Origin of the sequence: Paenibacillus sp. B-A-8 (genome assembly GCF_048572915.1) — a bacterium.
Classification (GTDB): Bacteria; Bacillota; Bacilli; order Paenibacillales; family Paenibacillaceae; genus Paenibacillus_AQ.
Genome location: NZ_CP183882.1, coordinates 1885618 through 1899332, shown reverse-complemented (window position 1 = coordinate 1899332; position 13715 = coordinate 1885618). Strand labels below are relative to the sequence as shown.

9 protein-coding genes are annotated in these 13715 nt (G+C 44.4%); 2 read left to right on the top strand and 7 right to left on the bottom strand.

The features are described from left to right. Positions 1 to 94 precede the first annotated feature (94 nt). Positions 95 to 1780 (top strand): dihydroxy-acid dehydratase, encoded by a 1686-nt coding sequence (gene ilvD / locus ACN6MV_RS08340; RefSeq protein WP_042125516.1) that lies wholly within the window; start codon positions 95 to 97, stop codon positions 1778 to 1780. Between the two features lie 168 nt (positions 1781 to 1948). On the opposite strand, the gene ACN6MV_RS08335 is transcribed toward ilvD, so the two are convergent. Next, a complete protein-coding gene (locus ACN6MV_RS08335; RefSeq protein ID WP_042125514.1) occupies positions 1949 to 3349 on the bottom strand; it encodes a polysaccharide deacetylase family protein in 1401 nt (466 codons plus the stop codon). Positions 3350 to 3557: 208 nt separating this feature from the next. On the opposite strand from ACN6MV_RS08335, the gene ACN6MV_RS08330 reads away from it, so the two are divergent. Next, positions 3558 to 4748, top strand: coding sequence for an AI-2E family transporter (locus ACN6MV_RS08330; RefSeq protein ID WP_042125511.1), 1191 nt, complete (start codon positions 3558 to 3560; stop codon positions 4746 to 4748). Here ACN6MV_RS08330 and ACN6MV_RS08325 read toward each other — a convergent pair. From ACN6MV_RS08325 to ACN6MV_RS08300, 6 genes are all read right to left on the bottom strand, one after another. Beyond that, complete coding sequence (locus tag ACN6MV_RS08325; protein ID WP_419886137.1) at positions 4709 to 6517, bottom strand: peptidoglycan D,D-transpeptidase FtsI family protein; 1809 nt, start codon at positions 6515 to 6517, stop codon at positions 4709 to 4711. The two genes, ACN6MV_RS08330 and ACN6MV_RS08325, sit on opposite strands and share 40 nt — an antisense overlap. A gap of 655 nt (positions 6518 to 7172) precedes the next feature. Then, complete coding sequence (locus ACN6MV_RS08320; protein WP_419886136.1) at positions 7173 to 9245, bottom strand: methyl-accepting chemotaxis protein; 2073 nt, start codon at positions 9243 to 9245, stop codon at positions 7173 to 7175. Between the two features lie 48 nt (positions 9246 to 9293). Beyond that, complete coding sequence (locus ACN6MV_RS08315; RefSeq protein ID WP_419886135.1) at positions 9294 to 10256, bottom strand: acetylxylan esterase; 963 nt, start codon at positions 10254 to 10256, stop codon at positions 9294 to 9296. 568 nt (positions 10257 to 10824) lie between these two features. Beyond that, positions 10825 to 11856: a glycoside hydrolase family 130 protein gene (locus ACN6MV_RS08310; RefSeq protein ID WP_042125506.1), complete on the bottom strand. Its 1032-nt coding sequence runs from the start codon at positions 11854 to 11856 to the stop codon at positions 10825 to 10827. Positions 11857 to 11928: 72 nt separating this feature from the next. Then, positions 11929 to 12762 (bottom strand): carbohydrate ABC transporter permease, encoded by an 834-nt coding sequence (locus ACN6MV_RS08305; RefSeq protein WP_042186110.1) that lies wholly within the window; start codon positions 12760 to 12762, stop codon positions 11929 to 11931. Between the two features lie 3 nt (positions 12763 to 12765). Then, the gene (locus tag ACN6MV_RS08300; protein WP_341111404.1) at positions 12766 to 13647 is read right to left on the bottom strand and encodes a sugar ABC transporter permease; all 882 of its coding nucleotides are present in this window, start codon (positions 13645 to 13647) and stop codon (positions 12766 to 12768) included. Between the last annotated feature and the right edge of the window lie 68 nt (positions 13648 to 13715).

The following is a 13715-nucleotide window of genomic DNA, read 5'->3' as shown; positions in this document are numbered from 1 at the left end:
ATTCTATAAACCGTATATACGCAGGTCTTTGGAGTTCATTGCGTTAATGCGACACTATATTTCATTGCAATTTATTTAGGGGGGAAATGTCAATATGGCAGCTAAGAAAATGCGTTCAGACATGATTAAAAAAGGCTTTGACCGTGCTCCACACCGTAGTCTCCTGCGTGCAGCCGGAGTAAAAGAAGAAGATTTCGGAAAGCCGTTTATTGCGGTCTGCAATTCCTATATTGATATTGTTCCAGGTCATGTGCATCTGCAAGAGTTCGGTAAGATCGTTAAGGAAGCGATTCGTGAAGCTGGCGGCGTTCCTTTCGAATTCAATACGATCGGCGTAGATGACGGTATCGCAATGGGACATATCGGCATGCGTTATTCACTGCCAAGCCGTGAGATCATCGCTGACGCCTTGGAAACTGTAGTTTCCGCGCATTGGTTCGATGGCATGGTCTGCATCCCTAACTGCGATAAAATCACACCGGGTATGATGATGGGCGCACTGCGTGTCAACATCCCAACCATGTTCGTAAGCGGCGGACCAATGAAAGCCGGCGTAGACAGTAAAGGTAAAAAACTCTCCCTTACCTCCGTATTTGAGGGCGTAGGTGCTCACCAAGTCGGCAAAATCAACGATGCTGAGCTGCTTGAATTAGAACAATTCGGTTGTCCTACCTGCGGATCTTGTTCAGGAATGTTCACAGCCAACTCCATGAACTGCTTGGCAGAAGCACTTGGACTTGCATTGCCAGGTAATGGTACCATCCTAGCTGTAGCTGATGAGCGTAGAGAATTTGTACGCAGATCTGCTACTCAATTGATGGAATTGATTAAATTAGATCTTAAACCAAGAGATATCGTAACTAAGGAATCCCTAGATAACGCTTTTGCACTGGATATGGCAATGGGCGGATCCACCAATACGGTGCTGCACACCCTTGCGCTAGCTCAAGAAGCTGGTATCGATTATCCGCTTGAACGTATTAACGAAGTGGCTAACCGTGTTCCTTATTTGGCGAAGCTGGCTCCAGCATCCGATATTTTCATCGAAGATGTGGACCGCGCAGGCGGCGTTAGTGCCGTCTTGAATGAACTGCTGAAGAAACCAGGTGCTCTGTACGGAGACTGCATGACGGTTACCGGCAAAACATTAGCCGAAAACGTAATCGGACATGAGATCCAAGATACTTCGGTTATTCATAAGATCGATAACCCTTACTCCGAAAGAGGCGGTCTCGCCGTCCTATACGGCAACCTGGCTCCTGAAGGTTCCATCATTAAAGTAGGTGCAGTAGATGCTTCTGTTGGTGGATATCACAAAGGTCCTGCGATCTGCTTTGATTCCCAAGAATCCGCACTCGAAGGTATCGCTAACGGTAAGGTTAAAGAAGGCCATGTAGTCGTTATCCGTTATGAAGGTCCAAAGGGTGGACCGGGAATGCCGGAAATGCTAGCTCCTACTTCACAAATCGTGGGCATGGGTCTGGGTGCTAAGGTTGGTCTGATTACAGACGGACGTTTCTCGGGGGCTTCCCGCGGAATCAGTATCGGTCATATTTCTCCAGAAGCTGCTGAAGGCGGCCCGATCGCTTTTGTTGAGGATGGCGACATCATTGAACTCGACCTCAACAATCGTAAGATTGAACTGCTGGTTGACGAAGAAGTATTGGCGGTTCGCCGTACGGGCTGGAAAGAGTTTGAGCCTAAAGTTAAGACTGGTTACCTGGCTCGCTATTCCAAAATGGTTACCAACGCAAGTAACGGTGCAGTACTGAAGATTTAATTCGCCTAGTTCTAATTGTTCCTAGCATACAAGAGCAGTTCACCTTAGATAATCTATGGTCGGACTGCTCTTTTTTATTGGACATAAGAAAAGATGCCCCACAATCCATTTCTGGTTTGTGAGGCATCTACATTGCCATTCATTATATAAGACTAATAATATCAAGAATCAATTCGTTACTGTTGCTCCTGGTAATTCCACTTCTGAAAGTGAATCGTTAAGCGACAAGGCTTCCTCTTGCTGTGGTTTACGTTTTCTTACTGACCTTTCATCATGAGGCAGTTGCTGATTCATCTTCTTGAGCAATTCTGAGACAGGCATCAAGATTAGCTTCGGTACAAGGACCTCACTCCGCTCCTTGAGCCTAGCACCACCATCTGGATGAATCACACTTAACAGGATCTTTAAGTAAAACTTGGTGGAGCGTGCGAATAAACCATCCGGCAAATCATGTACACTAAAGCCAAATTTCTCTGGCCCACGGTTTATCATACTAACCCCATAAAGTGCTTTGGCTTGCGCAAGATCCACATCCTTGGCAATGACTTCCGCCAGCATTGGCAACCCTTTCTCCATTCTGCGGATCATTCGAATCGCAAGTTGAGCAGAAGAACGGGAATGAATACCTAATTCGAATAATTGCTTGTTATCAATATGCAGCTCAATGATTTTATCGCCTTTTCTCAGCTGGGTTCCATCACCGAGTTCAACAGGCTCTCCCTGATATTTACGCATTCGATAATGCATGAATGGATCCGCCGGGTTAATCGTCTTAAGCTGGAACAATACTTGAAATACTTGCTCCCAAGCCAACCAGAGTCCTACCAGTACTCGTTTACCAAAGGATAAACGCCGAATCGGTGATTTCTCCGCCATCTTGATCATGTCATCCACTCGAATGCTACGCAGTCCTCTTCTTTGGGCCTCCTGCAGCGTCAGTTCAAGGGCTACAAGCATATTCTCGGGTGCGTCCGGATCGGCACCCAGCGTTGTACCGCTATCATGCAGCAGCATTACTTCACCGGGATTCAATCGGGCAAGCATTTTTTCGGTGAGCCGCTGCGCACCAAGCTTCTCACGCCAATCGCCAAACATTACCGACCAAAGAACAATTTCAACTTGGCGACGCTTAGAAATATCGAACAAATTGACAATCCCCCAAGGTGGACGGTAATACGTACTACGCTCGCCTATTATGTTGTAGATAATATCATTCGTGCGCTGAATCTGCCGACGAACGGTTGCGGGCCGCATGAGCCAGTTCGTCTTGTGAACATAATTATGAATTCCAATAAGATGTCCCTCTGCATGTATCCGCCTAATAAGCTCCGGATAACGTTCAGCGTTAGATCCTACTACAAAAAAGGTTGCTTTTGCATCATACTTCTTCAATAAATCCAGGAGTAACGGTGTAAATCGAGGGTCAGGTCCATCGTCAAAGGTCAACGCGAACTCATTCAGCCCAGTTCCTTTACGAAAGACACGGTAACCAAAAATGCGGCTAATCATACCCGGGATAAAAGCATAAAAAGATGAGATATAAAATAACCAGAGCAGCAAAGTCTGCATATGAATTCCTCGCTTTTCCAGAGTTGACTTTGGCTCGCCTTACGTCTGCAAGCAGAACCTGTGATACGGCCAAGTGAAATTAGACAAAAAATACGTTACCCCCTATTTTAACACATGTATCAAAGAAATAGACGTTTTTTAAGTAAAATCATGTACAATGTATTCAACCTGACCTATCAACAATTTAAAGAGGGAGTTGTTTATATCTATGCTGCCGTTATACAAAAAATATTGGCGCACGTTCTTCGACATTGGATTAATTGTCCTCACGGTCTATCTGGTTATGTTTGCCTTCAGTAAATTGTATCAGTTAGCTGCACCTGTATTCCTATCTTTTTTTGTATTTTTGCTTATTGAACCACTTGCCCGTTTCTTGAACCGACGGGGGCTAGCCAAACCATTCGCTTCGGCAATCTCAGTGCTTCTGTTTCTAATCGTTCTTCTAGGTACGTTATTTGGTGCTGGGCTATTGGTCACGATCCAAGCGCTTCACTTTCAAGATAATCTTCCTAAGTATACATATGTGGTACAACAACATTTCGCGGAATTCACAACCTACCTTCAGCAAAAAATCGATAGCCTGCCGCCTGATATTACCGACAAAGTGAATGGATACTTTAAAGATGCCACGAATGTCCTTACTGGATGGCTTGTTGCTTTTCTAAAATACATGGTCGGTGTTCTTGGATCCTTTTCCTCTTTCATGGCCAATTTTGGGATTGCCATTATTTTAGCATTTTTTCTTAGTATGGAAATTAAAGACTGGCGCAAAATCGCCCATGACAAAATGCCAAAAACATTTAAAACCGCTTATGCCTTTTTGCAGGGTAATGTATTTAAAGCCATCGGCTCTTATTTAAAAGCTCAGCTTATTCTGATCAGCATTACCTTTGTTATCGTACTGGTTGGCTTATTCATACTAAGAACCGGTAACGAAATCACTATGGCGCTTATCTGTGCTGTATTTGATGTCTTGCCGCTCCTAGGTGTAACAACGATTTTAGTCCCTTGGATTATCTATCTGTTCATTGTTGGCAATACCTCTTTAGCAATCGGTCTAATCATACTCCTCGCAATTGTACTGATTGTAAGACAACTGCTTGAGCCTAAGATTACCGGGAATTCGATTGGCGTTTCGTCAGCTTTTCTAATGCTGTCCTTCGTCATTCTGTCCACATCTGCTTTCGGTATGGCCGGTCTGATCCTGTCGCCAATTCTGCTTATTCTAATCAAAGAGCTTATCCAACAAGGATATCTTCAGAGCTGGATCTATTTGCCTCAAGAGGAGTTTATCGTTTCGCCCTTTGCCGCAAACGGCCCTTCATCTAAGGGCAAGGCTACTCCTGCTCCTCCGGAGACTCAAGCTTCTGACGAATCCGATAACAAATCAAATATCTGACCGAACAGCTTAATGGCAAGATGCGGACTGTCCGGAGCGACATTCTCTACAGCAACTGATACAGCATATCTTGGGTGATCCACCGGACCGTAGCCGATAAACCATTGATTGTTGCGTGCTATACCCTTAACTTGGGTCTGTGCCGTCCCTGATTTACCTGCAACGGGCCAGTGTGTGCTTTGTAGACGGGTTCCGGTGCCTTCCGTCACTACTTTGCGCATCATGGACAGTAACTGGCGGGCTGTAGCCTCAGAGATCCTTCCTGCGGAGGATGGGGACAGATGACCCGGAAGCTCCTCCAGCTTCTGTCCATTTGCAAATGTGACTCGCTGCAGGATTCTTGGCGCTCTTACTTCCCCACCATGCAGTAGCGTTACGATTAGATTTGCTGCTTGTAAAGGTGTGACTTGCACATCTCGCTGTCCAATTGCAGTCTGTACCCTGGCTCCCTTGTCATCTGGAAGTAAGGTAGTGAAGATGGTCCCCTTTTGCTCGCCGGCTAGTGGTTTTAGAAGTGAGAACCCAAGCGTCTTCTCCGCTTGCCAGCTAATATCTCTTCCAAGTCCTAGCGCAAATGCTGTTGATTGAAGCTGAACACCGCTCAATCGCTCTGCCAGAGCAGCAAATACAGTATTACAGGACACGGCAAATCCTTGCGCCAGCGTAAGGGGGCCGTGTCCCTTTCCTGTCAGGCAAGACAATCCATATTTCTCATATTGCCCTGAACAATAAAAAAGCTCGTCAGCGGAAGTTACACCCGCTTCTAACGCTGCGGCGGCTGTAACGATTTTGAAGATCGATCCAGGAACGGCGGCCTGGAGCGCCCGGTTATTCCACTCCCCCCCTTGAGGAGATATCTTCTCTGGGTTATAGAAGGGTAAAGATACCATGGCTTCAATATCTCCCGTGCCGGTGTCTAACACCACTATGGCTCCTTCCTTCATTCCGGATTTGAGCGCTAGCGCCTCAATCCCCTCCTGAAGCTTCTTATCAATCGTTGTATATAAAGACAAAGGGAAATAAGGATTGCCCGGGGCTTTAACTTGGATGGGGCTGCCTGGAAGGCGATTCCCACGCGCATCCACTTGAACATATGCTTCCGTGTGTCCTACCCCTTGAAGCAAAGGCTCTAATGTCTTCTCTAAACCGTCCGTTCCCGTCATAGGAACTCTAAGACCCGTAGGAGAGGCTTTAGCTCCAGCATGCATGGTGGCTTCCGATAAATAGCCTAGCCATTGCCGACCTGAAGAATTCCCATCATATCTGCGTGCGAAAGGAAGCACGCCTACTCCGTCAATCCCCAGTGCACTCACTTCTTCTGCCTGTGCCTGGGACAACGCGAGGGGTTCTTTTCCCACTGAAGATGGCCAAAGTAAAGGTTCTTTAAGCGAAGAACGCTTATTCAGCAGTTGTTCATAGCTGACACCCAGAATCTCCGCCAGTCGGTGCATGGGTTTCGCTTCTTCGTAAACAACCTTCGTCACAGGTTTCTTAGCCATCTCCTCCTGTGGAAAAAACGCCGCCGTCCAAATAGTTTCCCCGGCAAGGGGTTCATTCTTGCGGTCATACAGACGTCCCCGACCACTGTCCAGTACCGTCTCCCGTTCACTTTGAATTTCCGCCATCTTCGCTAGTGTATATTTTGTTCCAGGAACCGTCTGTTCCTTCATAATTAGTTGAACCCACGCCAGCCTAAGGATCAACACGGCTACAGCCGCAGATAAAATAAGAAGACCGCTGAATACACGCCGGTGTTTGTTATTACGCAATGTCTTCCCTCCTGATCAGACTCCACACTATTATGTCCCACCTACATCCATTAGAATCGCCATAAATTTGCCTTCACAACATCAGTAGCAAAAATTTTTTTCCAAACAAAAACGCCTACGTCGTCCTTGTAGGGACGGTAAGCGTTTGTCCTTCTGTTTCATTTATCACCTCACCAGTAAAGCGTTCGGACTCTCGAGTCCGCAACTCACCCCATAAGCAGCAAAATGCACAAATAGCTGCATCTGAGTCCGTTACACATAAGCAATTGATTTGTAATGTTTATTTTCTGGTAGAGTCGTTGTATTTTGTGCAGCAGAATTTTAAGAATCGTGCTGAATTGTAATTCGTTTGTATTTTGTACAACCAATAAATGAAAAATGCCCTTTAATAGCATATTTCCAGTAGTTTGATTGCACAGAGTGCAGTAGATGTTATTTTATGAGCGGAAATGGCGTTTTCTATTGTACTATCTGCAATGTAACGTAATGTTTGCCTTCAGATCAGTAGGTTCGTAGGGTCGTTTCTCGGGCTTATCTAGACTATCTTCAGATGCATCTGGATTATTTTATACTGGCTTCATGCCGCTCAAAACAAAGAACCGCTTCTCCTAAAGGAATAAGCGGTTCTTTAATTTAGTATTCTGTTAAGACTACTCTACACGCTGAACTTCGATAATTTCTCCTTTAACTGCAAGGATGCATCCTCCAGCTTCAAAGAAAGCTCTACCAAATGATCACTTACACTTTGTTGCTCTCCACTGAGTGAGGCAACCTCTTGAGATGCAGCTGATGATTCCTCAGCTATTGAGCTTACGTTGCTCATCGAATCGGATAGAACCTTTTGCGATTGGCTCAGGCTGTCCATCGACACAGTTACAGCATTCAGACGTGCGATAAAATGCTGCATCTGATCCTGTACAGATACGAAGATATCGCTAGTGCTCTGCACGGAGGTCATTTGCTGATTAAAAAGCGGTGCAACTTCTGATAGAACCACAACTGTCTCGTTCATATCTCTCATTACGGTATCTGTTATTTCTGCCACAACAGCAATAGACTCTTTCGATTGATCAGCAAGCTGGCGTATTTCATCAGCTACCACCATGAATCCGCGTCCAGCCTCGCCTGCTCTTGCTGCTTCAATGGTGGCATTCAGAGACAAGACATTCGTCTGCTGAGTAATATTTTGCATCACATTAAGAACCTTCATAACGGAAGATGCCGTTTCTGTCAGCTCGTTAACCTTCATCACAAGCTGATTCGTCTTCAGGCCCGTCCTATTCGTCTCATTAAGTAATTCTTTCAATCTGTTGAAACCTTCCTCACTGAGTTCGCCGATGCTGTGTGCAGTATGATCCATCTCGTGAGTAGCTGAATTGACTAAATCCATCTGTACCGAAATTTGCCCCGTCAACTCATTGCCACGATCAGCTTCCAAGGCTAGACTTCCAGCACCACCCGCAATTTCTTCCGTGGCCGCGGCAATATCCATGGCTGCATCAGCTGTCTTACGTGATACACCGCTAAGCTCATCGGCGGTTTCCAGTAACTTCTGAGCGGTTTCATTCGTATGAATAACCAGCTCTGTTATCCGTTCCATCATCATGTTAAAAGAGCTGGATAACTGACCGATTTCATCACGTGAGGTGATATTCGTACGCACTCCTAGATTCCCTTCGGCTCCCTCAGACATCAGATTCTTAAGTCTGGTCAACGGACGAGATACCATTCTTACCATCCAGTACCCAATCAGAATCGCGATAACTGCCGCTACAGCTACGATAAGATAGGTAGTCTTGAGAATACGCAGCGCGTCTTTCGTCAAGTTCTCAGCGGGTACAACACCAAGTAATCGCCATCCCGAGGTTTCTAGTGTTCCATAGACAGCTAATATAGATTTCCCCTTCTCATCCTTTGTTGGCAATGACCCTGCTGTATTCTGCAGCCCCCCCAGAAGCGTTCCTCCCAGATTCAAATATGTATCCGTCCCCACTTGCTGAGAAGAGGCAATCAATTCATCCTTATTCGTCAGCAATTGCATGTAGGAGCCTGCTCCAAGATCTACTTTACGAAGCTGATTTTCTAATTCGCTAATTCTGATATCACTAATGACTATGTATCCCGAGCTTTTAGAATCACCGGCAATCGATTTAGCCAAATGGAAAACACCTGACGTATTTCCTTCCTGGCCCTGTAACTCACGTGGAATCCATACACTCTGCGGCTTCTCCACTAGCTGCTTAAACCATGAGGATTCTTTGAAACTCTCAATAAAAGCATTATCTTTTGTACCCGCCGAAGAAATTGGAAAACCTTCATTCATCGGAATAAGGTATACGGCTTCCACACCGTTTGAAGCAGTGAGCCAATCATTTAGCTCCGCACTAACCTGATTAGACAGTACCTTACGTTCCTCATTACTTGTAGTGGGATTATTCCCTTGTTTGAGTGCATTTTGAATTTCATTGTCGTACAAGATTCTTCCTAGACCATCCTCATAACGTAACAATTCCACATCAAACTTCTCAGCGGTTTGAACGACTGTCTGTTGATTGGCTGACAGCGCATTAGTCTCGATCGTATGCTCTGCTACGGAATAGGAAGTGTAGCCAAGCGAGAGCACGAGCACCATCGTCGAAACAAAGAAGATGAGAAAAAGCCGCACCCCAATGGATTTGGATGGATGCAGCTGGAACCGTCTTTTTTCTTTTTTCACTTGTACTTTCATCTAATCATTCACCACCGTTGTCGTCTGTTATGCCTACTGGCTTATCGTTTACAAGGTCATGAACATTTGTAACACCCGATCGGAAAGATATGGCAAATACTCATGTCCGTACTCATAATAAACCATAAGCTCTTTGGGCGCTAGTACTTTGTTGTATGTGGCAAACTGCGTTGAAGGTGGACAAATCACATCGGATAACCCTGTAACCCACAACATTTTGGCTTGAATTCGCTCCGCGAGATTCTGAATATCGATGTAACCCAGTCTATTAAAAATCTCGTCTTCACGTAAATGATGGGGGTCAAAAAAGCGGAAATAATAGTTAATTTCCTCATAAGCTGAAGTAGTAATATCAAGCTCCCAAGCCCGTCTATAATCTGAAAGAAACGGATACACAGGAACGGCCATGCTCACACGCGGCTCTAATGCTGCACAAGCTACAGTAAGCGCTCCGCCTTGAGATAAACCAAAAGCACCTACTCGTGCTGGATCAACTTCTTCCATAGACATCAATATTCGAGCAGTCTGCGCTGTATCCAGAAACACATTACGATAGTAAAGGTTGTGCGGATTAGGATCGTCAATGCCGCGAATAATATGTCCACGAATGGTTGTGCCTTTTACAGTTAGATTATCCTCGGAAAGTCCGCCCTGTCCCCGGCAATCCATCGCAAGGACACTAATCCCATGGGCCGCATAAGTCACCTTCTCCATCCAATCGCCACTGTCACAGGAATATCCGTGGAACATCACTACACCGGAACCTTTTTCTGACCCTCTTTTCTTCGGTCTTACATATTTACAATGGATTCTTGCTCCGCCAACGCCGGTAAAATAGAGATGAAAACATTCTGCCAGCTCGCTGACAAACTCCGCAGGCTCTAGTTCATACTCTAGTGACTGGGCGTCTAGATCACGCAAAGCCCGCTCCCAAAATGAATTGAAATCATCCGGCTTTGGGCTGCTTCCGTTATAATTTTTCAATTGTGACAATGTCATGTCGCTTCCCATATTAAGATCCTCCTTTAGGTTTTCCCTCTTAAAAATAATGGAAACGGAAAACCCTCTGAATCGGATTTTCCGTTCGTTTTACTAATAACAAGAGCTCGATAATTGCACTTTCTGCAACTATTTACAGCAAAATATATGTGTTGTTCATTTAATTGCAATCTATACAACTAAATTTGCTCACAGCAGGGATTACGAGGCAAATCGCCTGAGATAAGTGTACAATATGCAGCTATTTACACTAAACATCACCAAACAGGTTAGTTTAAGTGTACTTTGTGCAATAGAATCACTCCATATGAGCGTCAATCGGTGTTCTATTGCACTCTGTGCAATCACTTGAGCGAAAACGAGCATAAAATCTATTTTTGCGGAAATCCATTGCAGAGAGTGCAATAGATTCTATTTTTCAGACAAAATCGAAAGTTTCTATTGCAAAGAATGCAATGAAAAGCCCAAATCAATGAACATAGAGCGCGTAACGTGCAGAACCCAGCACCAAACACAGCGCCAAGCATCTACCCAATTTCACTCTCACAAAAAGTTGTTCCCAAAAAGATTGCTCACCCTATTAGATTTTGCCTAAACCCGCATCGTCCCCAACCTCTTCATGGGTGTCGATCACATAGTTGACGATTTCATCAACCGTTGTATAAGCAACGCCTACATAAGTATCAGCAGCGCCATAATAGATAGCGATATGACCGGTTTCTGCATCATGCAGAGTAGCACATGGGAAAAGAACGTTATTAACAAAACCTCTTTCCTCGTACCATTCTTCCGGTGTTAATACGAAGTTCTTTGAGCGATATTTCACCTTCGAAGGCTCATTAATATCCAAAATAACCGCGCCCATGCTATATACAAGACCGTTGCAGGTTCCAGTAACGCCATGGTAGAACATCAACCAGCCTTCTGTAGTTTCAATCGGTGCAGGTCCGCCGCCAATCTTGACACTTTGCCACCAGCCTTGACCACCTTTACTCATCACATGGCGGTGTTTACCCCAATATACAAAGTCAGGACTCTCACTAAGGAATACATCACCGAATGGTGTATGACCACTGTCACTTGGACGGGACAACATCACGAAGTTATTGTTGATTTTTCTTGGAAACAATACGCCGTTCCGGTTGAAGGGTAGGAATGGGTTTTCCAAGCTGATAAATGTTTTGAAATCTTGTGTTTTAGCTACACCGATTGCTGCACCGTAGAAATCAGTACACCAGATAATATAAAATGTATCTTCGACCTTAACCAGACGTGGATCGTAAGCATAACGCGGCTGATAAGGTTTACCTTCTTCATCTATAAATTGGATCGGCTCATCATCAATCTTCCAATCCAGACCGTCAACACTATGTCCCATACGCAGATGTGGGCGAGTTGTGTTATCTTCTACACGAAATACTCCGATAAAGCTACCTTCATACGCAGCAACCGCACTATTAAAAATACGCGCCACACCTTTTGCAGGATTTCTCTTGATAACCGGGTTATCATTATGTCTCCAAATCGGATTCTCGTAGCCAGCAGGCTTATCCTGCCAAGGCATATTAGGGATGTTAATTGCACTAGCTCCTACCAATTTCACTTCACTCATTAGTATTCCCTCCAAATGTATGCAACCTATCGAGTTGCTATTTTATCTAATAAAGTTATTAAATCTACTAACTCACTTTACTGAACCTTGCGAAAATCCATTGTAGATATACTTTTGCAGCGCGGTAAACACAACCAATGTCGGAATAATTGCGATCATAATCGCCGCACATATGACTTCCCACTGTGATCCATATGGACCTTTAAACTTAAAGAGTGCTGTCGAGATCGTTTGGAGATCTGTTTTCGGCATATATAGGAAAGGCGTGTAAAAATCGTTATAAATATTTACGCCCTTCACAATAATTACTGTCACAATCGCCGGCTTCAGCAATGGCAAAATAATTCTCCAATAAATCGTCCAATAAGAAGCTCCGTCCAGCATCGCGGATTCATCCAGTGATTCGGAGATCGAATCCAGGAACTGCATAAAAATATATACAGCGATAATATCCGTACCGAGGTACATTACGATGGGTGCCCATCTGGTATTAAACAAGCCCAAGTGATTGATGATTTGGAAAGTCGCTACTTGCGTAGTAACACCCGGAATCAGGGTAGCAATCAGAAACATACTGATGAGGACTTTACTGCCTTTAAATTTGAAGCGGGATAAAATATAAGCCATCATCGAACCCGTCAGCGTTGCACCCAGGATAGAGATCACAACGATAATGACCGTGTTTTTAAAACCAAGAAGCATTTTGCCATCAACAAAAGCCTTAGTGTAGTTGGAGAAATTCAGCCAATTCTCTGGCAGTGTTAACGGTCCGGTTGAAGCGTATTCTGGCCCTGTTTTTAATGAGGCAAAAAATACAACTACGATAGGTATCAATGCTGCTAGTGCTCCCAAAATCAAGGTGAGATATTTGAATATACTAGCAGTGGTATATTTTACTGAATGCATAGTTTATTTCTCCTCCTTGATCAGAACGCGCTGCAAAATAGTAACTACTATAACGATACCTAGCAAAACTACGGCCATCGCTGACGCTAATCCAACTTTGCTATATTTGAACGCTACATCGACTGTCTGAATAACAAATGTGCTACTTCCGTTAGATCCGCCTGTCATGACGTATGGAATTTCAAATACACCAATGGCGCCACTAACCGCTAAGATCAAGTTCAATTGCAGAATACGCTTAATACTTGGCAAAATAATATGCATAAACTGATGCCATCTGTTTGCACCATCAATCTCAGCGGCTTCATAAATATCCGAACCGATCGAGGAGATAGCCCCAAGGAAGATCAGGAAGTTCATCCCCATGTATCTCCACAGTGACGCACCTGCAAGTGAGAAGTTAATCAAATTCGGATTGAGCAGCCACTTCTGTTGTAAACCACTAAGTCCGAGCAGGTTAAGAATCGTGTCTAGCGTTCCATCTGGTTTGAAAAAGAACAGAAAGATAAAACCGATGGCTACACCATTTAGCAAGGTTGGGAAGAACAAAATCCCTTTGAACAAATTTTTCATGCGAACGCTAAAGCTCAGAATGGTCGCAAAATATAAAGCAAGCGCCATCTGAATAAAGGTGGTGAAGAAATAATACAAGCTGACCTTAAATACGGAAAAATACTCCGGTTTCGTAAAAATAGTCTTGTAGTTCTCCAGCCCAACGTATTCCATATTTTTACTTAGTCCATTCCAGCTGGTGAAGCTGTATCGAAACATACTGATGACTGGATAATAAGCAAACGTGAGTAGTAATACGATCGGCACTAATGAGAACAAGAATATGATGGCAATCCGTTGATTTTTGTAACTCAAATTCGAAAACTTGAACACCCGATACACCTCCAGAAAAAGCATCCTCATTTATTTATGACTCATTTAAATGTGAAGGGGGAAATGCC

What these genes read in the sequence shown, in the direction of transcription:
- ilvD (WP_042125516.1), top strand. Translation starts at nt 95, where the DNA reads ATGGCAGCTAAGAAAATGCGTTCAGACATGATTAAAAAAGGCTTTGAC.
- ACN6MV_RS08335 (WP_042125514.1), bottom strand. Translation starts at nt 3,349, where the DNA reads ATGCAGACTTTGCTGCTCTGGTTATTTTATATCTCATCTTTTTATGCT.
- ACN6MV_RS08330 (WP_042125511.1), top strand. Translation starts at nt 3,558, where the DNA reads ATGCTGCCGTTATACAAAAAATATTGGCGCACGTTCTTCGACATTGGA.
- ACN6MV_RS08320 (WP_419886136.1), bottom strand. Translation starts at nt 9,245, where the DNA reads ATGAAAGTACAAGTGAAAAAAGAAAAAAGACGGTTCCAGCTGCATCCA.
- ACN6MV_RS08315 (WP_419886135.1), bottom strand. Translation starts at nt 10,256, where the DNA reads ATGGGAAGCGACATGACATTGTCACAATTGAAAAATTATAACGGAAGC.
- ACN6MV_RS08310 (WP_042125506.1), bottom strand. Translation starts at nt 11,856, where the DNA reads ATGAGTGAAGTGAAATTGGTAGGAGCTAGTGCAATTAACATCCCTAAT.
- ACN6MV_RS08305 (WP_042186110.1), bottom strand. Translation starts at nt 12,762, where the DNA reads ATGCATTCAGTAAAATATACCACTGCTAGTATATTCAAATATCTCACC.